The organism is Psychrobacter sp. P11F6 (assembly GCF_001435295.1).
In the GTDB taxonomy this organism is placed as follows: domain Bacteria; phylum Pseudomonadota; class Gammaproteobacteria; order Pseudomonadales; family Moraxellaceae; genus Psychrobacter.
Map to the genome: position 1 here is coordinate 2910743 of NZ_CM003594.1, position 23328 is coordinate 2934070.

16 protein-coding genes and 1 pseudogene are annotated in these 23328 nt (G+C 42.6%); 8 read left to right on the top strand and 9 right to left on the bottom strand.

All coding sequences use genetic code 11. The annotated features are described in order from the left end of the window. Window positions 1–146 precede the first annotated feature (146 nt). Complete coding sequence (minD, locus tag AK822_RS12045) at window positions 147–962, top strand: septum site-determining protein MinD (protein ID WP_045444058.1); 816 nt, start codon at window positions 147–149, stop codon at window positions 960–962. Beyond that, window positions 962–1252: a cell division topological specificity factor MinE gene (gene minE, locus AK822_RS12050; RefSeq protein ID WP_055124765.1), complete on the top strand. Its 291-nt coding sequence runs from the start codon at window positions 962–964 to the stop codon at window positions 1250–1252. The genes minD and minE overlap by 1 nt, the downstream gene beginning before the upstream one ends. A gap of 109 nt (window positions 1253–1361) precedes the next feature. Here the strand turns inward: minE and AK822_RS12055 are convergent, their stop codons facing one another. The 9 genes and pseudogenes from AK822_RS12055 to pilG all read right to left on the bottom strand — a co-directional run bounded on the left by AK822_RS12055 (window position 1362) and on the right by pilG (window position 14728). After that, window positions 1362–1889 (bottom strand): cytochrome b, encoded by a 528-nt coding sequence (locus tag AK822_RS12055; protein ID WP_060491810.1) that lies wholly within the window; start codon window positions 1887–1889, stop codon window positions 1362–1364. A gap of 146 nt (window positions 1890–2035) precedes the next feature. Next, window positions 2036–2551 carry a hypothetical protein gene (locus AK822_RS12060; protein ID WP_060491811.1) on the bottom strand — a complete coding sequence of 172 codons (516 nt, stop codon included), beginning with the start codon at window positions 2549–2551 and terminating at the stop codon, window positions 2036–2038. A gap of 17 nt (window positions 2552–2568) precedes the next feature. Further along, on the bottom strand, window positions 2569–3573 hold the full coding sequence (locus AK822_RS12065; RefSeq protein WP_045444048.1) for a chemotaxis protein CheB: 1005 nt from the start codon (window positions 3571–3573) through the stop codon (window positions 2569–2571). Then, the gene (locus AK822_RS12070; RefSeq protein ID WP_060491812.1) at window positions 3563–10471 is read right to left on the bottom strand and encodes an Hpt domain-containing protein; all 6909 of its coding nucleotides are present in this window, start codon (window positions 10469–10471) and stop codon (window positions 3563–3565) included. Before AK822_RS12070 ends, AK822_RS12065 begins: the two co-directional genes overlap by 11 nt. A gap of 30 nt (window positions 10472–10501) precedes the next feature. Further along, the gene (locus AK822_RS12075) at window positions 10502–11470 is read right to left on the bottom strand and encodes a CheR family methyltransferase (RefSeq protein ID WP_060491813.1); all 969 of its coding nucleotides are present in this window, start codon (window positions 11468–11470) and stop codon (window positions 10502–10504) included. Between the two features lie 111 nt (window positions 11471–11581). Beyond that, window positions 11582–12655 (bottom strand): annotated as a pseudogene (locus tag AK822_RS12080) (methyl-accepting chemotaxis protein); the annotation flags it as partial. A gap of 516 nt (window positions 12656–13171) precedes the next feature. Beyond that, window positions 13172–13702, bottom strand: coding sequence for a chemotaxis protein CheW (locus tag AK822_RS12085; RefSeq protein ID WP_060491815.1), 531 nt, complete (start codon window positions 13700–13702; stop codon window positions 13172–13174). 3 nt (window positions 13703–13705) lie between these two features. Continuing rightward, window positions 13706–14068, bottom strand: coding sequence for a response regulator (locus AK822_RS12090; protein WP_045444033.1), 363 nt, complete (start codon window positions 14066–14068; stop codon window positions 13706–13708). A 282-nt stretch (window positions 14069–14350) separates the two neighbouring features. Next, complete coding sequence (pilG, locus tag AK822_RS12095; protein ID WP_045453505.1) at window positions 14351–14728, bottom strand: twitching motility response regulator PilG; 378 nt, start codon at window positions 14726–14728, stop codon at window positions 14351–14353. 689 nt (window positions 14729–15417) lie between these two features. Between pilG and AK822_RS12100 the strand changes: the two genes are divergently transcribed. The 6 genes from AK822_RS12100 to AK822_RS12125 all read left to right on the top strand — a co-directional run bounded on the left by AK822_RS12100 (window position 15418) and on the right by AK822_RS12125 (window position 23175). Beyond that, window positions 15418–16710 (top strand): efflux RND transporter periplasmic adaptor subunit, encoded by a 1293-nt coding sequence (locus tag AK822_RS12100; RefSeq protein ID WP_060492308.1) that lies wholly within the window; start codon window positions 15418–15420, stop codon window positions 16708–16710. A 297-nt stretch (window positions 16711–17007) separates the two neighbouring features. Beyond that, window positions 17008–17730, top strand: a complete 723-nt coding sequence (locus AK822_RS12105; protein ID WP_045444030.1) for a response regulator transcription factor — start codon at window positions 17008–17010, stop codon at window positions 17728–17730. A gap of 102 nt (window positions 17731–17832) precedes the next feature. Continuing rightward, complete coding sequence (locus AK822_RS12110; RefSeq protein WP_060491816.1) at window positions 17833–20019, top strand: sensor histidine kinase; 2187 nt, start codon at window positions 17833–17835, stop codon at window positions 20017–20019. A gap of 501 nt (window positions 20020–20520) precedes the next feature. Then, on the top strand, window positions 20521–21291 hold the full coding sequence (locus tag AK822_RS12115; protein WP_055124775.1) for a methionine ABC transporter ATP-binding protein: 771 nt from the start codon (window positions 20521–20523) through the stop codon (window positions 21289–21291). Window positions 21292–21310: 19 nt separating this feature from the next. Next, on the top strand, window positions 21311–21997 hold the full coding sequence (locus tag AK822_RS12120) for a methionine ABC transporter permease (protein ID WP_060491817.1): 687 nt from the start codon (window positions 21311–21313) through the stop codon (window positions 21995–21997). 218 nt (window positions 21998–22215) lie between these two features. After that, window positions 22216–23175 (top strand): MetQ/NlpA family ABC transporter substrate-binding protein, encoded by a 960-nt coding sequence (locus AK822_RS12125; protein ID WP_060491818.1) that lies wholly within the window; start codon window positions 22216–22218, stop codon window positions 23173–23175. Window positions 23176–23328 lie beyond the last annotated feature (153 nt).

A 23328-nucleotide genomic window follows, 5' to 3' on the forward strand; every position in this document is an offset into this window, starting at 1 on the left:
TGCTTTACTATGGACGTGCTATAAATTTTTGTTTATTTATGCTAGGCTACCTTCGCAGGTAGTGTATATATAGCATGTGAATAATGTGCAATTGCGCTATTTTTTTATATAAAAGATATCCCATTGATTCATAGGAGTGTGCCATTGTGGCGAAGATAGTTGTAATCACTTCAGGTAAAGGCGGTGTGGGCAAAACCACGACAAGTGCCTCTTTTGCCGCAGGTTTAGCATTGCGTGGCTATAAGACAGTCGTTATCGATTTTGATGTGGGTCTACGTAATCTAGACTTAATCATGGGTTGTGAAAACCGAATTGTTTATGATTTTGTTGATGTCATCACTGGTAGCGCACGCTTGTCGCAAGCACTGGTCAAAGACAAACAGCTTGAAAACTTGTATATCCTACCCGCCAGTCAAACGCGTGATAAAGACGCCCTGACAGACGAAGGGGTGGCAGAGGTCATGTCTGAGCTGTCTAAGCAGTTCGACTATATTATCTGTGATTCACCAGCTGGTATTGAGCGCGGTGCACAACTCGCCATGTATCATGCTGATGAAGCGATCATCGTCACCAACCCTGAGATTTCTTCAGTGCGTGACTCAGACCGTATTATCGGTATCTTGCAAAGCCAGACCAAAAAGGTTGAAGAAAACCAAGGCTCTGTACGTGAGCATTTGATTATTACTCGTTATAATGCTGAGCGTGCAGCAGCCAACGAGATGATGGACATTGATACCATCTCAAATGATATCCTAAAAGTTCCGTTACTTGGGGTTGTTCCTGAAAGTCACTCAGTGCTTGAAGCATCTAACCATGGTGAGCCTGTCATTCATTATACCGATTCAGTTGCTGGTCAATGTTATGATGACATCGTCGCCCGCTTCTTAGGTGAAGAACGCCCACTACGTCATATTGACGTGAAGAAAAAGAGTCTATTACAGCGCTGGTTTGGAGGTCAATGATGACGAAGAAAAAAGGATTTTGGAGTAGCCTATTTGGTACTGACGACAGTGGTAGCGCAGGTAGCGCTAATATGGCTACTGAGCGTCTTAAGGTTATCGTTGCGAGCGAAAATCGCTTAAACAACCGCTTAACAGCTGATCGTATCGAAAAAATGAAACGTGAGATTTTAGAAGTGGTCAACAAATATGTTAATGGCGTACAGATTGATGATGTGAATATCAATCATCGTTCTGAGGACAGCCTAGACGTATTAGAGATGAATATCAGTCTACCTGAACACAAAAAATAAGCGCTGTCTTAGAAAAACAAAAAAGCCCTAAGTATCATCACTTAGGGCTTTTTTATATTGCATGAAATAGTAGGTTTACCTATAGCAGCCTACGATTATTTTGATACTATTATTTTATACGCGCTATCAAATTGTCTTTTTTGACAAACTGATGATATAGAGCAGCACCGATATGAATAAGTGTAAAGGCAATAATGGTCGGCCAAATAATATCAGTATGCAGGTCATTATAAAAGCGTGCCAACCCTCTATCTGGTGTGACAAATACAGGGATTTGAAACAAGCCAAAAATATCGACGGGGCGTCCCCCATAAACGGACATCAGCAAACCAGCTATTGGCATTGCAATTAATAAGGCATATAAGCCAAAATGCGACAGTTTAGAGGCTAATAACTGCCACTTTGGCATCGGTACAGGTGGCGGCGCCTTAATAAATACACGATTAAGCACCCGTGCTATCATCCAACATAACACACTAATACCAAACGCTTTATGCAACCCAATATAAAGATTGTTATCCAAATTATCGTACAACAGAATCATTATCCACGTAACCAACAGTAAAACTGCACTGATCCAGTGAAATATCCGGCTGCTGACTGGCCACTTTGACACATTTGAATTGGTACTATTCATGAGCTTTCCTATTACCCTCATCACTAATTATCTATCATCAATGTTATAGACAAAACAGCCACTTATTCAACGATTAGCAATCATCAAAGTAATTGGATAACCCTATTTCTCTGATAGTAGAAATAAACCCCGATATAAGCGAGAAGCTAACTGTCTAAATCGACCAATTGATGCGCAATTTTATCTAAGTCGGGCACCAAATAAGCCTTATCATCGATCATAACCGTTTGGAAAAGATAGGATAGCATAACGTTTTCATCAAAAGGTAGGGCTGTTTTGTCGCTGTCTATATTATCGGCATGCTTAGGGCTGTTAAATTGCTCAGGAACGTCGATATCTTTGACCTCAGAAATACGCACTTGTCGCTGGTGCAGCTCGCCTGCCGTTTGTAAAGCTAAGCGATGATCGTTAGTATTGCCCTCTAATACAATCATGGTATCTGGCATTTGATCCTGTGGTAGCAGGTGACATACCACTACCTTTTGCTGCTGCCATTCATAGGTTGCCGTGCGCTCATTATAATCATCCACACTCAAAATTAGGCTGCTTGGAATAAGCCAGTCAGGTTGGTCAAATGCTGGCACAATAGTGACATCAAGCATACCGTTATTTGTGGTCAGTAAACTCACTGCCTCAAACGAATGTTTCAAAATTTGCTTCATAAATCGCTCACAATCAGTTAATGCAAAGAGGCTACTACTAATCTTTCATCAATATAGTCTGTTAGTTTTTGTGCTAAATCGGCTGGACTGCCAATAAAACCACAATACCCTGAATCAATAATCGCCTGAGGTTGACTTGGGCAAGCGCTTAAGCTGGGATCTTGCACCCACAATTGACTGTTATTTTCTTGAATGAGATCCAGATACTGCGAACCATCATTACCCATACCAGAAAATATAATATTGATAAGCTCGCTACCATAAACGTCGCTGGTGTTTTTGAGAATCTGACCAATCGCGGGCTTATACTCACCCTCCCAAGCTTGCTCTAGCAATATGACTCGACCGGTAGAGTCACAAACAATCTGTTTATCAATAGGAGCTATAAGACACTGGCCTGCTCTTAAACGCTGCGAAGAAGTAATCACCTGACAATGCCAGTCATTATGGCGATTCAGGATGCGTGGCAGTGTGCCAATCATCGTTTTATTAAAATGGTGCGCCAGTAAAATACATACCGGTAGCGTCGCCGACAAGTTATCCAAAAATTCTTTTATAGCGCTCGGCCCACCCATAGAAGCACCCAAAAATACTACGTAGCGCCAGTCTGCATCAGCATTATCAGGTTTGTGCACGGGTGCATCCATTAAAACGGGTAATGCCAGCATATGTGCCAGCTTACGCTTTAATTTGCGCTGCCATTTGGCATATTGCGGCGCTTCATTTAGATAAGGTGCTTGACTAAAACCCACCAACACCGCAGCAGGTTTAGATGCCGTAGTCGCGGCTACCACACTGTCGTCGTAATCACTATCTATTAGCCAGATGTCAATCGAGGTATCAGAGCGCCCCTGTTTTTCTTGCAGTTGCGCCCGTGACATACAGCCAACAAGGCTAAAACCACAACTGCGTACAGTATCTGAAAAGGCCATACGCTGATGATGGTCTTCTGCCACTACCATCACCTTAATATCGTCCTTGTTTTTTCCTCTTAGCGCCAAGACACGTGCATTATCCTTCATAGGTTAAGCTGACCTTTTGACCCAGTATGTGCTGGATTTTATTAAGTAGCTCTTGTTCTTGGAATGGCTTACCCATGTAATCATTCACACCAATCTCTAGTGCACGCTCACGATGCTTTTCACCTGTACGTGATGTGATCATGATGATTGGGATATGTTGTAAGCGCTTGCTGTGTCTCACTTGAGTAGCCACCTCGAAACCATCCATGCGTGGCATCTCAATGTCGAGCAATATCATGTCTGGTATCATGTCTTGTAATATTTCAATTGCATCGATACCATCTTTTGCCACCGCCACAGTAAACCCTTGGCGCTCTAAGAAACGTGACGTCACTTTACGTACGGTAACAGAGTCATCCACCACTAAAATAGTAGACTTAAACTCTAAACGACTACGTTTAGAATCAGCAGATTGCGAGATATTTTTGACCAACTGCGCATTACGCATCAAAGCAATCAGGTCTAAGATAAGCATTACTGAACCATCGCCCATGATAGTCGCTGCTGAAATACCTGGTAGATTCGATAACTGTTGTCCTAGAGGTTTGACCACGACTTCAATACGTGACCCTGCAATCTGATCAACCTGCAATGCAATATTTTGTCCGCTACGATTCTTAATGATAATGAGTGGCAAACTGGTATTGGTATTAACGACCAGCTCATTCAACTCATTGCCTGATAAAATCTCATTTAAATAACGCACTCGATAATCAACATCTTCAAAGTTTAATGTTGCATCACCTGACTGGTAATAGTCATAAAGCTTCTCTGGATTAATCCGTACCACACGCTCAATCTGTACCAAAGGTATCGCATAATAGCGATCCGCGGCACGCACAACCAATGCATCAGATACCGCAACCGTCAGTGGTAAGCGCATCGTAAAGCGTGAGCCTTTACCCAGCTCTGAAACAACTGATACAGCGCCACCTAATTGACGAATCTCGCTGATGACCACGTCCATGCCCACGCCACGTCCAGAAATCTGCGTCACTTGCTTACTGGTACTCAGTCCAGCATGGAAAATATACTGCATGATATCAAGATCAGTTAGGCTATTATCATTTGCATCAATCAAGCCTTGAGAAATGGCTTTATTACGAACTGCTTCTACATCGATGCCGCGACCGTCATCTATTAACTGAATGACAATCTCACTACCTTCTCGATTTACCTCAAGAGTAATACGCCCACTACGCTCTTTACCTGCTTTTAAACGCGTTGAGGTATTTTCGATACCATGATCGACGGCGTTACGGAGCATATGTTCAAGCGGTGAAGTGATGCGCTCTAGAATGGTTCTATCCATCTCATCATCGGCATTGATGATCGTTAATTCAACAGATTTATTCAGCTCATTGGCAGTTTGTCGTACGATACGCTCAAGACGTGGCGTTAAGCGCGTAAACGGCACCATACGCGAATTCATAAGCCCATCTTGTAACTCGGTCTGTGTACGAGACAGCTGTAATAAAAGGCTTTCACTGTCTCGTGTTTTTTCTAATAAAGTATGATTAATATCAATCAAATCTGAGGCTGACTCTGTCAAAGATTTGGATAACTGATTTAAAGAAGAATATTGATCCATCTCTAGAGGGTCAAACCCTTCATGATTAATCAGCTCATCGTCTATCTGCGACAAGATCTGCGCCTCAAGCTCGATTTCCATTCGACGTAACTGATCAGCCAAGCGCTGTACCGTAATACCCATATCTTCGATACTATTGGTCAAGCTACTCATGCCCATATCGATACGAGCACGGTTGATGGCTGACTCACCAGACAGGTTAATCATATGCTCGATCAAACCACCTGAGATACGAATCATCTCATTATTATTGGCACTCTGATCTTCCTCACCCGTACTGCTGAGCATAGAGGGCATCTCGCTAATATCTTTTGCCAGATACTGTGAGTCTTGCTGTTCTCTAGCAATAAAGAGCGCTTCATGCTGCGATTGTAGGGATTCTTTAGGAATTTGCTTTAAGCTGTCAGGATTTTTACTAAATTGCTGCAATGCCTCAATCAATAGCGCAGGCGTCGGTGGATTGACATGTTGTCTAAGGATAGATATTGCATCAGCAAGCCAGTCATGACTGGCAACCAGCAACTCCAATACTTTTTTGGTAGCAGGACGACGATTATCTACAAAATCTGTATAAACCGATTCCATTTCATGTGCCAGATCAGCGATACCAGCTGCGGTGACCATTCGTGCGCCACCTTTGATGGTATGCAAATCACGCTGCAATGCCTGTAATGCTGTCGTATTATTGGTATCTGTTAAGAACAGTTGCAGATACTTATTACGATTGGTAAGCTCTTCAGCTTCTTCTAAAAACACCGACAATATATCAGGATCTGGCAAACCATTCGCCCATGACTGTTTAATCATCATGTCTAGGCTCAAGGTATCAGATACGTCAGCGCTGAGGTGAGCGTTGTTAGCCACCCTACTTTGTATTTCAGGTTCGAAGTGGGTTTTCGGTATAGGTATGATTAGCTCTACCATTTCTGGCAAGGCTTGGGCTTTTACAAACTGTTGTAGTTGCTCAATCAGCGCTGAGGCAAAAAATGATTTTTTATGATTTACGATATGCAGTACTTGCAACGACATTGTGTCTTGCACTATTTGCATTATTTCAAGCCATTGTGCTGTCGGTATTCTTCGATTCTCTACAAATGCTTCATAGACACTTTCAGCTTCATGGGTCAGATCACCAATACTACGAATACCTGCCATTCGCGCACCACCTTTGATAGTGTGCAGATGGCGCTGTAAAACTTTTAACGCATTAATATTGCTGATATCAGTACGCCACTTATTAAAACTCTCATCCAGCGCGGCATCGAGCTCTTGAGCTTCTTCTAAAAATATCTCTAATAGCTCAGCATCAGTATCAATAGATTCAAGCTGTAGCTCAGGTGCTGCAACGGCTCTCACGACAAAGATACCCTCATCACCATGGCTATCATCGTCTTGGTAAATACGTTGTAGATCTTCAATAACTTGTTGATCAATCTTCAATGACGTGCTACCAGCCAATGCGTCGAACAAACCAACCAATTGAGCATGACCAGCGTGTAAAACCGCTTGGGTATCGATATTTCTTGCTGTATCAATATTATCTTTCAAATAGGCATAAGCGTGACCCAACTCATTAAGAATAAAAGTGAATTTTGGAAACGCTTTTGCTTTATTGGCTAAGTAAGCTATTTGCGATATTTGCTGCGATATATAGCCCTGAACATGTGCTGTCTCAGAATGATTAAGTGCGTCATCTAATTCCCACTCAGCATCCAATAGTTCATCAATATTATTATCCAACAACTGCTCTATCGTTGGTTTGTTATCAGCCGTGACCTTATCATCGCTAATGACGTATTGATCACCAAGCATGGCTTGCAATGAGGCTATGTCTTGCTGACTTTGTGCATCTTCGATCGATATATTTTGCGGCTGAACGTTTTGCTTGTAGTTGTTTAAATAACCGTCCATTAGCGTAGCAGACTTCGCCAATGCTTCTAGATGTTGAGCATTCATCGCAGTATCTTGCTGCTGTAGTAGCTCTAAGCTATGCTCTATCGTTGCGCTAACCTCGCTGATCGCTGCTAAAGCGCTAGAACCTGAAGCCCCTCGCAAGGTATGAAATGCGCGTACAATCTCATCCGTCACTTCAATATAAGACTGATCTTGATGCTCATCAACGAATTGGTCAATATCTTGCAATAGTCCTTCTGCTTCGTCGATAAAAATCTCACAAAACATTTTTTCTTCTTCGCTTTGTGGTGCTAAATAAATAGGCGCTTCTGCTATCATTTCATTGACAGAATTAATCGTCTGCAGCGTGGTATCTATCGCTGTATTAAGATTATCTTGGGTAGGGCTATGCTCATCAATAGCAGGCGACAGTACTGACGCTTGGATGGTCTCATCCTCAGAACTATTTGATGCTTGCTCATACAAGGCAGAATAGCTAAATTCGTACCCTTGCTGTTTGCTATAAGCATTGGCGCATGCGATCCATAAAGGCACCATCGCTGGATAATTTTGGCTGTCATTTTCAAATACTGTTAGCATCGTAGGATAGGCAGCTAGCACATCGGCAATAAGCTGACGCATATCTGCTGAGACAGCCACACTATGATCCAAAATGCGATTAAGCATATTTTCTATAGCCCAAGCCAGCTCAGCCGTATAATTTGCACCGACCATACGACCGGAACCTTTTAAGGTATGGAACCCACGACGAATATCCACCAATCCGCTTAAGTCAGCTGGCAATAATCGCCAATCTTCATATAAAGGTACAATCTCAGCCAATACTTCGTCAGCTTCTTCTAAAAATATCTCTTTAATATCAGGATCGGCATCATGAGCATCTGCCGCTAGCTGCTCAGTTTCTTGCATAAAGGGTTTGAGTATCGCTGGAATATCAATAGCAGATAAGGAAGCAACAGCAGTGCTCTTCGTACTATCAGCAGTTGTCTCGTTTGACTCATTGCTCATGTCGAGAGCAGTTAGCAGTTCAGCATCATCATCAAATGGATGCGATAGTTCTAATGCTGAGTCTGAATCAGCAGTGACAGCATCTAATATGGTCAGCCCAGCATTGATAGGTTGCTGTGTCATGAGATTATGGCTTTGTAGAATAGTAATAGCAGGATCAAAGCTTGGAGATTGCTGCGCTTCAAAATCTACCACTAATGCTGGTAGACGTTTTGCCGTATTCATCACCAGACTTACAACTTCATCTGTGACAGGCAGCGTTTTATCTAACAGGCGATTGAGCAGATTTTCGATCGACCATGCCATCTCGCTGATGCTAAAAGCCCCAACCATACGTCCTGAGCCTTTTAAAGTATGGAACCCTCTACGCACTTCAGTGAGTGGGGTTAAATCCTTTGAGTCTTGCTGCCAGATAGGTAGAAAGTCTTCTAAATCAGCAATGACTTCCGTCACCTCTTCGATAAAGATGTCACGAATCTCTGCGTCCATCTCAAAATTATCAGGCTTAACTTGCTCACGAGCAAGCGTTAATGGTTCACTCTCGGTACTATCATCATCAGCCGTATCTTGCCCTACCACACGCTCATTATCTACATCAGTCAAAGCTTGGTTAGCAACATCATTTTGACTATTAGCAGGAGTAATCTCGCCACTATCATCGTAACGCAATACGTTGGTCGCTACGGATTTTTGGGTAAGGAAAGTGTCTTTAATGGTCTCTGGCGATGCAATATAATGAGTAAGAAGTTGGGCGGCAGTCGCAGTATACTCATTTGCCCGCATTAATAGCTGCGGGTCAAAAACCTGCTGCGCAAGGTAGTCAAGCAACAATTCAATAGACGTTAGTCCTTCAGCCAATGCCTGAGTCACATCCCAACTGAGTACGTCAATCTCATGAATGGTCAATTGTGTAAATATACTTGCCATATCATTCATGGTTTGACGAATTGATGGCAATCCCATGTCGGCAAAAGCATCGCCAATATCGGTAAAATCAGCAGCAATGGGCAGTAAGTCAGTGTCTTGACGCTGTACATATTCATGAAAGCTTTGTTTGACATCTTCTACCGCGATGCGCAGCTCACGTAAACTTCCACCAACAGAAGCCGTCACAGGACTTGCTTCCGACTGCGTTTCAATAGCTTCAAACGTTGCAGACAATGTCGTAAAAGAAGCGGCATCCCCTATCTTGAGAGATATCGTCTGTTCGGTATGATAGATAGCGTTATATAGCTCTTGAAGCTGACGCTCAATCTGCCATTGTTCTTGCGCAAATCCTGTTTCTGATGATAGAGCCTGCTCTATGTCTGTAACAATTTCATGTATTTGCGACACGTAATAAGTCCAACCTCGACCTTCGAGTTGACTTTGTATTTTCTGTAAAGGAATGAGAAGCGTGTCTGGCTTATCCAAAGTAAAGATAAGTGTCTCAAGCTCACTGAGTATACGTGGTAAAAAACGTGATCCCGTTGACGACGTTTGCGACAAATCATTTAGAAGTGACTGAGTGCGCTTGCTACTTTGAGCAAGGCTATTTAGTTCAATATACACCCTTATGATTAAGCTTCGAATAACGCTTGACGACAACTCAGCTTGCTGAGTGCGAGACTCTATTACTTGATCCAGCTGACTTAGCAATGACGCATAATGCTCAGGTAATGGGGTATCATTATGAGCAAGGTCATTTAGCCACAGTTCCGTTAAGTACCAAAGGCGTTGTAAGTCATCATGTTGAGTGGTCTGCCATAAGTATTGGCTGACTCTTTCTAGTGTAGTCAATAAGGACGGCTGATTGGTATTGGCACTCAATAACGCTTGTACTTGCTGTCGCCAAACCAGTAATAATTGTTGATAGTGATAATCAGCTAAATGAGTCGCCGTTCTATTCGCCGGCATCATCACTTCGATGCTATTGATACCATCAATAATATGATCATCGATAGCATGATTATTTAGATTCTTATGCTGATTATTCGCCAAGCTGACCGAGATATCTGGCGCTACCCCCAGTTTCGATAGTGCTTGAGTAAGCTCGTCAGCAGCATTATCAATTAAAACGGTGTTGTGATTACCCATACCTGCGTATTGATTCAACTCACGCTGTAGTAAGCGATGAGAAAACTGACCAATGCGGCGGTCGTTAGCAGAAATACTATCGCGACTGCTAACGTCTGCCAGCAAGCTCAGTTTATTGGCAAGATCTGCTAATAAATTAAGGCGAATCATCGTTAGCGCGCCGCCAACCTGATGATAATGTTGCACCATCTGCTCATAATCAGTGCTATCAGCATCTAACTGCCAGCCATCAGATATCTGTGATAATTGCTGATTAAACAGTGGTAATAACCACTCAAGCGTCACTATGTCATTGGGCTGGTTTTTCATAGGGTTATCCTAACTTGTCTAGGCACTAATCTAGACATTAATTTTTTGCCACACATTAACCTGTGGGTGCGCAATACGGCGCATATTTGAAGGACGCCAAAACAACGCCTCACCTGGAGCCAATATAATATATCCACCTAACGCACACTGCTCTGATAGCCTTGCCAAAATATCACGCTGATCAAACTTGCGAAAATATAGCAGCATATTTTGACAGATAATGACATGCTGAAGGTGCGAAGTGGGTGGTTTTTGCTCAATAATATTGTGTAAAGCGAAGCTAACATAGCGTCGTAGCATTGGCGCAATCTGCCAGTCGGTCTGAGTGCCAGTCATCGCCTTTTTTGCGATAGACACCTTATAAAAATGCGATTGACTGATATCACACTTAGCTCGCAATGGCTGAACGAACTGCTGGCACAGGTCTGGAATTAACGACTGCTGCCGCTTATCATACTGCCCTAGTCGTGCTTTTGTAATGGCTTGTTGGCTAACATCTGTACCCAATATCGTATAATTAATCAATTGTTCAGAAGCCAAGCTCATCGCCAATGACCATGTTTCTTGCCCACTGGCACAACCAACACTCCAAATGCGAAATAAATCATTAGCATCATTGTTGTGACCACGATCAGTACTAGTGGCAGTAAGCTGCTGATGCTGTAATGCACACTTTGTGACAAAATCGATAGAAGGCATATGGCGAAAAAAACGACTTTCGTGAATCAGTACTTTATCCAATAACTGCTGGCGTACTTCATCGTTTTTTGGTAGTTGACACCACAGCTTTTCAACTGTCAATCCATGTGATAATGCCGTGTGTTCAATCGCATTTATCAACCATTGCAGCTGGACATTGGGTAGAACAAAACCTATCTCTTGTTCTATATATCGCTGCCACTGCTGCACATCAAAACTGTCTGCCTGCAGCAAACCCTTAATCAACGAGGGCTTGACTGCTTTAATTAGATTGCTGTCTGGTTGAGTAAAATTATTCACGTCACCTGCTATAGTCACTGCTGCAAATCATCGTATCTGCACAGCATATTATTAACACATTAATTTAAAGACGGTCAGTGGTCTCACACCTACTTGACTTAACACTTGTCATTACACACTTGCTGATAACGCTTCTTCGGTGTCCAACATCTCGTTTTCTAGTAGCTCATCATCGTTCGACACTTTAAAACCAGTGACTGACTCTTGCAATGCTGCAGCCATTTCGCTCAGCTCACCAATAGAGCGCGCGGTTGCCATTGTGCCAGAAGAGGTCTGTGAGGTAATATCTTGAATAATATTCATCGTATGAGAGATGTGACCAGCAGATTCTGCCTGCTGCAAAGCGGCGTTTGAGATGTTTTGAATCAAGTCAGCCAAGGTATTAGAAACGCTCTGCACTTCTTCTAGGGCTTCACCAGCATCTTTTGCTAATCTTGCACCGCGCACAACTTCAGAGGTCGTCGATTCCATTGACATAACTGCTTCGTTGGTATCTGCCTGAATGGTTTTCACCAAGGTTTCAATCTGTTTGGTAGCGTTAGCTGAACGCTCAGCAAGACGTTGGACTTCATCAGCAACGACCGCAAAGCCTCGACCAGCCTCACCTGCCATCGATGCCTGAATAGCAGCATTCAATGCCAAAACGTTGGTCTGGTCAGCAATATCATTAATCAAACCAACGATATCACCAATTTCTTGCGAAGACTCACCAAGACGCTTGATACGTTTTGAGGTCTCTTGAATCTGATCACGAATCACGTTCATACCTTCAATAGAGCGCTGTACAACTTCCGCTCCATTATGAGAGATAGCTACTGAGCGCTGAGCAACAGTCGCTGATTCTGAAGCGTTGTTCGAAACTTGGTCAATCGATACTGTCATCTCGTTAATAGCCGCCGATACACCAGCAATTTCTTGTGCTTGGTGCTCAGATGCTTCAGCAAGTTCGACTGCATTCATCTGTGTTTGGTCTGAAGACTGCGAAACGCGGTCAGCCGTGTTGTTAATAACCAAAACCAATTGACGTAATTGGTCAATCGCAAAGTTCACTGAGTCAGCAATTGCCCCAGTAAAATCTTCTGATACGGTGGCATTAACCGTCAAATCACCTTCTGCTAAATCACCCAATTCATCAAGTAAACGTAGAATAGCAATCTGGTTACGTTCGTTTTCTTCTTGAATTTGACGCGCTCGCTCAGATTCCGCTTCTGCTTCCTGACGACGACGCAAGGTTTCTTTTTCAATGAGTAGACGCTCTGATCCCCCACGCTGCTTCAGTAACTGATACAGAGCAAAGAGGGTGCCTAATACCCCTACGACAAATATAATCGCTGGTAAAGTAACGGATTGATTAAAATCAGCCAAGTATTGACTTACTGACGATAACGAATTGACCAGCCAAATCAGGCAGGCCACACTTATTAGCACAAAAAACCCTAACAGTAACTTCCACTTGCTATTAGCGTCCTTGCCATCTGTTGTATTGGTCATACCAGCTACAGGTTTCTTTATAACATCACTCATTGTACGTATTCCTTTCAAACAATCATCAAAGTCTCATCGTGACTGACTTTGACAATCTTATTGTTATAAAAACAACAGTGATTAGCAAAGCCTGTATGAATACTGACACCCAACCGTATCATGTCATTCGCTATTATTTCGTCATCGTTATAGCAGCCAGATAGCTGTTATCGACTGCTATATTGCAGCATCGGTATACTGCAGGTCTTGTGCGAGCAGGCTTGGCATAAAAACATACCAACCTTGCTCATTTTTAAAGAACTTACCGTGATTATAAGGAGCAAAGGGCGAATTAGGCTCTATAGCTTCTGCACGGTATTGATCATGCGTAAATTGTTCAATCCCAATTACTTGATCCACTAACAGTCCTGAAAAGAGATTGTCATGTTCAATAACAATGACTTTGCGTTGGCTCATTTGCGTTAAACGACTAGGAACCTGTAGAAACTGAGACAAATCGGTGATTGGCAATAGGCGTCCGCGAATATTGGCGATGCCTAGCATCCAAGGCTTCACTAGAGGCAAGCTGGTATACTCTGGCATGGCCAATACTTCTGATACTTGACCCATCGGTGCAACTAACCGCTGTCCGCCAATCTCGAATACCACACCTTGCCAGTCATACTCTTGTCCACCGCGGCGACCACTTTTGCGCGCGCGTGCCAAGTCTGCTAAACGCAGAAGCTCAATAAACCCTCTGGAAGCCACAATCTACTCCATTACTTTACGAATGATATTAACCAATCCATTTTCGTCAACGGGCTTTGCCATATACTCTTTAGCGCCTTGGCGTTTTCCCCAAACTCGATCGGTTTCCTGATTTTTGGTACTGATCATAATCACTGGAATATGCGCGGTGGTCTTACCTCGAGTAATTTTGCGAGTGGCCTGAAAACCGTTCATCTCAGGCATAACCACGTCCATTAAAATGACATCTGGTAAGTGATCAATCGCCATCTGGCAACCTTGCTCACCATTTATCGCCTCTAATACTTTAAAATTATGTCTGGCAAGCATGTCGCGAAATTTCGCCATCTCAGATGGTGAGTCGTCAATGACTAAAACTGTAGTCATAGGAATTTCCTTTATTTTCGAAAGTATCCATAAGGATATGTTGTTATATTATTGAGACAATCCGACTGAAAGTAGCACGCCAACCATGAATGGCAGGGCAACTCTCTTAACAGTTTCGATTAAATATTGAGCAATTATTAGTAATATTTTATCAATACTAAATCTCTTAACCGTAATGCCTAGCCTAATTTATCTGATTCTATATAAAGCATAGCAATGCATAAATCATACCAACTTGTAAGACAATATTTAATGATATGTCTACAAGTGGACTTATTTATATTAGCGGTACTGATTAATTGCCTCGAACAGCTCATCTTTACTAAATGGCTTGGTCAGATACTCATCTGAACCCACAATACGACCACGCGCTTTGTCAAATAAGCCATCTTTAGACGACAACATAATCACAGGTTTGCTGGCATAATCAGGGTTGTTTTTTATTAGCGCACAAGTCTGATAGCCATCCAAACGCGGCATCATGATGTCGACAAAAATAATATCTGGATTGTTATCGACAATTTTTGCTAAAGCATCAAAACCATCAATGGCGGTCACAACTTCGCAACCCGCTTTTTGTAATAAAGTCTCTGCGGTACGGCGAATGGTTTTTGAATCATCAATCACCATTACTTTTAAACCATCAAAATTATTTTCCATTATCAGTGTCCTATAAACGACTATTTATTCTTAATACCATCCATCAATGCAAAAACTTAAAGGTTATTTCAACCTGTCATATCATTCATTATTGGACTGATATGAGACGCTAAATTTGCATTACCATATGTTATGACAGTCAACATATCAGCTGCCAGTATCCGCCTGTCAACCAGAGCGTCAACATGGGCTACTATACGCACTTTCTAATTAATAAGCTTACTAAATTGCGCCAAATCTATGGCTTTTTAGACGACTTATTTTGCTTTTATTATCGTCCACTGCAACCGTATTTGGTCTAAAACAAGGTAAAGTACCTTTTATTACTGATGACGTTGACGATAAAAGAGGTAAGCCCGAAGCAGAAGAACCATCAACCTTATGATATCTCTGCATTATATAGAAACGCTTGGCACATTGCTGAATAATTTTCTTTTGTGATAAAAGTGTATCATTGTATTTTGTTATGTTTGTTTTAGCACAGTTATCGACTAATTTCCAGTTATGAGTAAGCCAATATTCGAACTGGTCAGTAATATAAAAATCTGTTCAGACTTGCTGTCACTCCTACCTTAGCTAATGACTGGGTTTAGTAGCCTTAATGTCAGTGGTTTATTAAGTTTTTTGCGCTTATTTCACCCAGTGGCAATTCACTATATAATAAAACGATGACTACTATGGTGACTGCTATGACGGCTTCTAATTTTTTAAAAAATAGCACCTATATACTGAGTGCTTTTCTTCTTGCTGCCTGTCAGCCATCGCCGCCTACCAATGAGCCTGTGACTGCAGAAAACAGTGAGACTGTAGATACCCCTATTGTCATTACCGACGATAGTGTGACCATGACGCCAGATCATATATTGAGCATAAAACCTTCACGTTATCAGCCCAGTCTTGGTTTACAAGGTAAAATCGAACCTATCAAACAGACTAAGCTTATCGCTGCATACCCCATTAACGTCGAAGAAATACTGGTCACTGAGGGTCAATGGGTAGAAAAAGATATGCCGCTGCTTATTGTTCGACGCGTGCAATCAGAAAGCAAAACAGCAGATGCATCCAACCCAGCTAAGGAACAATCTTCAGAATCGAACAGCGTTGCCCCAGATTCTGAGATGACGAACGATGCGGTTGATGTAAAGCAAACACACTCACAAAAAACAGACGCTAGCTCAAAACCCAATCAGCCTACAGCAGAAAATAGCGCAACAACCACTAAAAACGACCCAATTGCTAACAAGGAAGAGGCAGCAGCAAACGCCACAGTGGGCACTCCTAAAAACGCAGTCGGCAACCTTAAAAACAATGACCAAACCAGCGCTAATAGCACGGCGAGCTTAAAACCGCAGCAGAATCAGTATAATTTGGTCACTGTGCGTGCCAGTTTTTCTGGTCGTGTAAAAAACTTATATGCCAAAGCAGGTCAAAGACTAGAGGCGCGCACGCCTTTATTACAGCTTAGCGATGAAACTAAATTACACTTTATCGCGACCCTACCTATCCAAGCAGAACCGCAACTTTCGGTTGGTCAGACTGTCAATTTTACAGCTGAAGGTATGTCGGAACAGTTCACAGGACAAGTCAGTAAACTGACCGCGACCAGCCAGCCGAAAAAGCTGTTGGTCTATGTTAACGTCATTGACAATGAAGCAAGTCGAGACAAGTTATTGCCAGATATGAAAGTCACGGGGCGGGTTAATTATGGTCAAATAGATGTGGGCACTATCGTGCCTAAGCGGGCGTTGCACGATGTTGACTTGACAGAATTACAAACGTCACCATATAAGCCTCTGTCACCGTTGACTGCTAACGTGTGGATTATTGGACAGGATCAGCGCCTGACACGCCAGCCTATTGAAGTAGTCGAATATGACCCTATCACAAAGCAGTATTTAATTGCAGGTATTAGCAACGACAGCTTGATTTGTTTGGCTGATTTACCGGCTGATGCTAAAGGTAAAAAAGTCAATGTCTCATAGCTATGCATGCCGACAGTTACATTGTGTAGAAACATTAACAAAGCCTCTCTTGTTTTGTAACTGCTTAATTAGGCAATATGGCCGTATGATATATAGCATTAACTGAGTATTCTGAATCATTGGTATTAAATGATTCAATATCTTGAAAGTTTGAGAAATCTTAAAAAGTTTGAGAACCTAGAGGCTTAATCTTTTAACTGTTTGAGATCCTAAAATCAGCGATGTATTTATCGTGATACAAAATATCAAAACAGATGAAACGTTTGGTCAACCATAACAACAACTAGAGGATAACCCATGAGCAAGCAGATTTTATTAATCGAAGATGATCCTGATCTAGCTGAGTTAATCAGCGATTACCTGACCATGAATTATTATGACGTCCATCATGCAGGGCTTGGTCAAGAAGGGCTTGATTTATTGGATGCTAAAGAGCGTGACATTGATTTGGTCGTGCTTGATTTAATGCTGCCTGATATGGATGGTATGCAAGTTTGTCAAAAAATTCGCGGCAATAAAAACAACATGACCAATAAAGTGCCAATTATCATGTTGACAGCGAAAGGCGATACCACCGATCGCGTGCTAGGTCTTGAGATGGGTGCTGACGATTATATATCTAAGCCTTTTGAGCCACGCGAGCTTCTCGCTCGAATCCGTGCTGTTATTCGCCGTCATGAGCAGCCCAATCAAGCAGATAGCCAGTCTGATAGCTTGACCTTTGGTCGTTTGAGCGTGTTCCCTGACAGCCATGAAGTGACCATCGATGATGAGCCTGTTCGTTTAACGACGCATCAGTTTCAATTATTGCATTACTTTGCCACCCATTCTGGTAAAGTATTGAATCGCGAGCAACTGTGGCAAGCCATGCCCAACGATGACAGCTCAGATAATATTGATCGCGCCATTGATGTGCATATCTCGCGTCTGCGTGCTTTAATTGAAGACAACCCACGCCAGCCAAAACGTATTATTACGGTACGCGGTGTTGGTTATCAATTTGCCACTGATCAGGTTTGATCACAAAAGCGGCAAATTAATCGATACAAACCATACTTTTGATTTGTTTATGCAAATTAGAAGTATGAGTCGATATAAACGGCTGATAGTAGAGATGGTTTAATGCAGCAGTTGGGATTTCGTTCGGTATTTGCCAAGTTATTTGCCAGTGTCATGCTGGCACTTATTTTATTTGCAGTGGCGATGGTGCTGTTGACGCAACTTGTGCACGATAAAGATGCAAGTATTCGATCAGAAGTATTGGCCACCCAGATTTTAGGACAAATAGACCCTTTCTTGCATGAGCTGAATATCTCAGTTAGCGAGGACAATCGCTTGCAAGCGCGCTTTATGCTAGCAGTGGTCAAAAAGAGCTTTGATATCTTTGATGAGTCATTACAGGCAAAGATGGGCTTGTATGACAGCGAAGGTCGATTGCTAATGCAAACGGATAACAGCGATTTGCCATTGGAGTTGCCCGCACCGCCCTCTTTATTTTCACGCGTTTTTCCCTCTCTCGCAGACACTTCCCCTACCAAGCAAGCTCAGGTTTATAGCAGCACCGGCTATACGCTTTTGTATGAATCACGCTTACCGCCTAAAAAACCAGTACTCTCCTCTGCGCTGAATTTATTTACTGGCACACTACTATTGTTACTTATTATGGCAGGTGTCCTATGGTGGATTGCTCGTACCATCACTTGGCGCATCAATCAGATGAGCCAGCAGATGGCGCAACTGGGTGATGGTGATTTTACCGTACGGGTGAATGCTCGTGGTAACGATGAGATCGCCTCACTAGCGCGTGGATTTAATCAAGCAGCACAAAAAATCGAACACCTTATCGATGCCAATAACCTGCTCTTAGCACATGCTTCTCATGAGCTACGTACCCCCATTACTCGTATTCGCTTACAGATTGAGATGATGGATATGCTCGCAGGGGCGCTACCATCTGATACCAAAGCAAAGTTTGATAAACGTGCGCAAGCGATTAACCGCGATTTGTCAGGGCTCAATGATTTGGTAGAGAGTATCTTATTGGTGAGTCGTTTAGACGCCGGTCATGCCTTGCAGCAAGTTGAAAGTTTAGACTTATATGATTTAGTGAATCAAGAACGGCAACATTATCCTGAAGCGACGCTCATTGGTGAACATATTGTGATCGATGGTCAATCATCGATGTTGACCCATTTGATTCGTAACTTGTTAACCAATGCTATGCTACACGGCAAGCCACCCGTGACGGTACTATTATATGGTGTGCAAACTATTGATGAAGCAGATACCATACCTGATTACCTGCTACAAACGATACTCTGCAGTAGCTTTGCCGATTATAATAGCTCTGATTTTGACTCCTATCACCAACCAATCGAGGTTAATGAAGACGATACGCACAATCATATTACGCATAGTCATATACACTCAAACGATTCTTCTCATAGTACTGGTAAAGTTAAATCTGAAGCAACGGATGCTATTATCCTGTTGCCAGCACCACCGATATATAGAAACGGAGAAAATATTGCGGTTGAGCATGATCTCAATTCCGATGCCGATGCTGATGCCGATGTAAATATAGAGACTAAAATCGATAAAGCTGATATTAATAATACCAACAGCAACATTGACTCTATTGAGACCGGTGTGACCTTAACAGAATCTACTGATGCGAATAGTTTTCAAACTGACTCAAGTACTTCGACAAACTTAGTTGACAGTATTGATAACGTTGGAAGCACCAGTGCATCCTCATTGATTGCTAATTATCATAACTTTACCAATGATTTGACTGACAAAATTAAAAAGATGGTTTGGAAAGCAGTTCCTGACACTGAAGAGCCGTCTGCAGTTATCAATGACGCTAAGAGCACTGCCTTGAATGATACAGTTCCTAAATCCAAAGGTGCCATAATAAATAAAGGTGGCAATACACGCGACAAGGATGATGCTCAAAACAACACTCAAAATCCTACGGAAGTACTCAGTACACCGCGCAAAGAAGGCTTGTTTGCCAAGCATCTAAAAAAAGCCAAGACCGATCCTGTACGCCCATTACCAAAATATGCAGTATTAGCAGTGATTGATGAAGGCACGGGTATTCCAGAAGACAAACGTGAAGAAGTATTTAGCCCATTTGTGCGATTGCAACAAAAAAATAAAGGATCTGGACTAGGCTTATCGCTAGTATCACAAATCGTTACCGCCCATCAAGGGCGCATCATTACTGATACGTTGAATGGACATACCAGGTTTTTAGTTGTCATACCAGTCAAGCACGACCCACATTATCACCAGCATGACTAGAATGGGCTAAAAATGGCTAATTTTTGCCAAATAGCGTATCAATATCTCGATATTATTTGCGCTACTTTCCTTGTTTGACGGAAATTTATCTCATTTTTATCACCATTTTTAAAATGAGGACACGACCTAGTCAGCGATGCTATAGTCGATTCAATTTAAAAGTAGTACAAGGCAACCGAGTGTAGATGTATATTTAATACTTCAAGCAAGGTTAACGCAGTAATACTTTTATAGTGGAATGATTATATAAGGTGCTATGAACAGACACTTCATTCTACTCGATCGTCGCGACTCACATTCTACAAACCCCCTCTTACTAATAGCTATTAATCATAAGCCTGTCACGGATGTTCATATCCAAAGTGCTCGATAATATGCTATATTAGCGCCCCTTATTATAGGGTTATTAACGGTTGTTTCTTAATTGGCTTCTTACATTGTTAAAGAGGCCCGACAGCGCGTTTGTGACTATTAAAAAAATTATTGAATTTTGAGCCCTCCATGAATGACATGATTGTCTTAAACAATGTGACCAAGAGTTTTTTAAGCGACCGATCAATCAAAGACAAAGATGGCAAACCACATTGGTTTACTGCCGTTGAACCGACCTCGTTATCTGTCCAGCAAGGCGAAATCTTTGGCCTAATGGGATACTCGGGTGCAGGTAAGTCTACTCTGCTACGCCTAATTAATATGCTTGAGCGTCCAGATGCTGGTCAAGTCATCGTCGATGGCACCGACTTGACCACATTGTCTGCTAGTGAATTGCGTATCGCTCGGCATAATATTGGTATGATTTTTCAGCAATTTAATCTGATGTCCAATCGTACTGTTTTTGACAACGTGGCCTTTAATTTAACCGTTTCAGGATATCCGAGCCGCGACATTCATAAACGAGTGATGGATTGCCTAGAGATTGTTGATCTAACAGACCGCGCTGGTCACTACCCTGCGCAGCTGTCAGGCGGACAAAAACAGCGTGTCGGTATTGCCCGAGCGATTGCCCCCAGTCCTAAAGTATTATTGGCTGATGAGCCAACCAGTGCGCTTGATCCTGCGACGACCCGCAGCTTGTTGACTTGTCTACGCGATATCAACGAACAACTTGGCGTCACCATTGTGATTGTGACTCATGAGATGAGTGTCATCCGTAGGCTGTGTGATCGCGCCGCATTACTGCATCAAGGTCAACTCTTGGAAGTTGCGGATGTGAGAGACGGTCTGATTCAGGCGACCACCCCGATTGGCAAAGGCTTAGTGCACGAAGACTAATGAGGCAGGAGAAATAAATATGTTAACTGGTAGTGAATTGTCCGCCTCGATAGACAAGCTGTTTGCCCTGCGCAAAGAGATTGTGAACGCGTTTATTGATACATTTATTATGCTTGGCATCTCAACGACGGTGGCGATTGTCATCGGTGGGTTGTTTGGCGTATTTTTATTTTTATCCAGTGATCGACAGTTTTTGCAAAACAAAACATTGTATGGTCTGCTTGGTGGTATCACCAACTTTATGCGTGCTTTTCCATTTGTCATTTTGATGATTGCCATGAGCCCATTTACGAAGGCTATCGTTGGCACGGGTATTGGACCGATTGCGGCCTCATTGGTACTCGCCATTGCAGGTTCGTTTTATTTTGCCCGTTTGGTCGAGCAAAACTTACGCGAAGTGCCACGCGGCATCATTGAGGCGACCGAATCTATGGGCGCACGTCCACTGACCATTATTAAAGTTTTACTCAATGAAGCACGCTCAGGACTGGTATTGTCCGTGACGATTCTCTGTATCAGCCTGCTCTCTTATTCAGCAGCGGCGGGTATGATTGGCGGCGGTGGTCTGGGGGATTTAGCCATTCGTTATGGCTACTATCGTTATCAAACGGAGGTGATGATTTTTATCGTTATTGTCCTATCAATAATGGTCGTCTCCATTCAAGCATCGGGTAATTGGTTGGCTAACCGGTTGGATAAACGATAGAAAAAAGACTTAGACAGAGTCAATTAACGCTAATATGAATAATACTCAAGGTTTAATGCCGATTCATCCTAAGCAAAATGCTTGACTTTGTTACTGAGACCCTTTAATTTTGATACTAACTTAACAGTCGTTAACTTAGCAGCATTACTATCCCTAATGTTGCTTTTTTAATGGCCAGCGTTTGCCCTCCATCCCATCCCTCTTATTAAGGAAGTTCCATGAAATTAACAGATATCAGCCGTCAGTTAGCGACTGCATTTGCTGCCGTTGGCGTATCAAGCCTAGTCTTGGTTGGTTGCAACAACTCATCAGCACCAGAAGCAACTAAAGAGCCTGTTACTGAAGGCTCAACAGCAGAAACTGCAGCTAGCGATATCGATCCTGAGCATACCAAAATCGTCATCGGTACCACCGAAGGTGACTTCGCCGATATGGTGCGTAACCAAGTGAAAAGCTCACTGGAAGCGCAAGGTTACGAAGTTGAGCTGATTGCTTTTACTGACTATGTACGCCCAAACCTTGCCTTAGCTGAAGGTGATTTGGACATCAACATCTTCCAGCATAAGCCTTATCTTGATACCTTCAAAAAAGAAAACAATCTTGATCTGGTAGAAGTTTTCCAAGTACCTACTGCCCCACTTGGCATTTACTCAGGTAAAAAGACCACGCTTGATGATGTCTATAAAGGCATGAGAGTCTCTGCACCAAATGATCCAAGTAACTTTGCTCGTGCGCTGGTGATGATGGATGATCTTGGCTGGATCACGCTAAAAGACAATATTGATCCGCTAACGGCATCAAAAACTGACATCGCTGATAACAGCAAATATGACATTGAAATCATTGAGTTAGAAGCCGCTCAATTGCCACGTGCTCGTGATGAAGTCGACTTTACCGTCATCAATGGCAACTATGCCACGGATGCTGGTATCAAGCTGACTGAAGCGCTATTTCAAGAGCCTAGCTTTGCTTATGTCAACTGGTCAGCCATCAAATCAGCAGATGCTGGCAAAAAATGGGTCGAAGATGTGACCAATGCATATAACTCAGAAGCCTTTAAAAAGTATGCTCATGAAACTTTCCCTGGTTATAAGTACCCAAAAATCTGGGGCTCTGATCACAGTGCGCACACGGATACCGCAACAAAACCTGCACCTGTAGAAGCTGCTGCTCAATAAGCTCTTAAGCCAAAAGCACTTAAATACCGTCTTCGTCCCGATTGTAAACGCCCATTGCTAGATAGTGATGGGCGTTTTTTATGGACTCGATTTTACGATTTTTATTTTTTAACCGCTCGCTGCCGTCTATCAGTTACTAAAAATGACGTTACA

Coding starts and splice junctions, on each gene's coding strand:
- minE (WP_055124765.1), top strand. CDS start 962: ATGACGAAGAAAAAAGGATTTTGGAGTAGCCTATTTGGTACTGACGAC.
- AK822_RS12055 (WP_060491810.1), bottom strand. CDS start 1,889: ATGAATAGTACCAATTCAAATGTGTCAAAGTGGCCAGTCAGCAGCCGG.
- AK822_RS12060 (WP_060491811.1), bottom strand. CDS start 2,551: ATGAAGCAAATTTTGAAACATTCGTTTGAGGCAGTGAGTTTACTGACC.
- AK822_RS12065 (WP_045444048.1), bottom strand. CDS start 3,573: ATGAAGGATAATGCACGTGTCTTGGCGCTAAGAGGAAAAAACAAGGAC.
- AK822_RS12070 (WP_060491812.1), bottom strand. CDS start 10,471: ATGAAAAACCAGCCCAATGACATAGTGACGCTTGAGTGGTTATTACCA.
- AK822_RS12090 (WP_045444033.1), bottom strand. CDS start 14,068: ATGACTACAGTTTTAGTCATTGACGACTCACCATCTGAGATGGCGAAA.
- pilG (WP_045453505.1), bottom strand. CDS start 14,728: ATGGAAAATAATTTTGATGGTTTAAAAGTAATGGTGATTGATGATTCA.
- AK822_RS12100 (WP_060492308.1), top strand. CDS start 15,418: ATGACGGCTTCTAATTTTTTAAAAAATAGCACCTATATACTGAGTGCT.
- AK822_RS12105 (WP_045444030.1), top strand. CDS start 17,008: ATGAGCAAGCAGATTTTATTAATCGAAGATGATCCTGATCTAGCTGAG.
- AK822_RS12110 (WP_060491816.1), top strand. CDS start 17,833: ATGCAGCAGTTGGGATTTCGTTCGGTATTTGCCAAGTTATTTGCCAGT.
- AK822_RS12115 (WP_055124775.1), top strand. CDS start 20,521: ATGAATGACATGATTGTCTTAAACAATGTGACCAAGAGTTTTTTAAGC.
- AK822_RS12120 (WP_060491817.1), top strand. CDS start 21,311: ATGTTAACTGGTAGTGAATTGTCCGCCTCGATAGACAAGCTGTTTGCC.
- AK822_RS12125 (WP_060491818.1), top strand. CDS start 22,216: ATGAAATTAACAGATATCAGCCGTCAGTTAGCGACTGCATTTGCTGCC.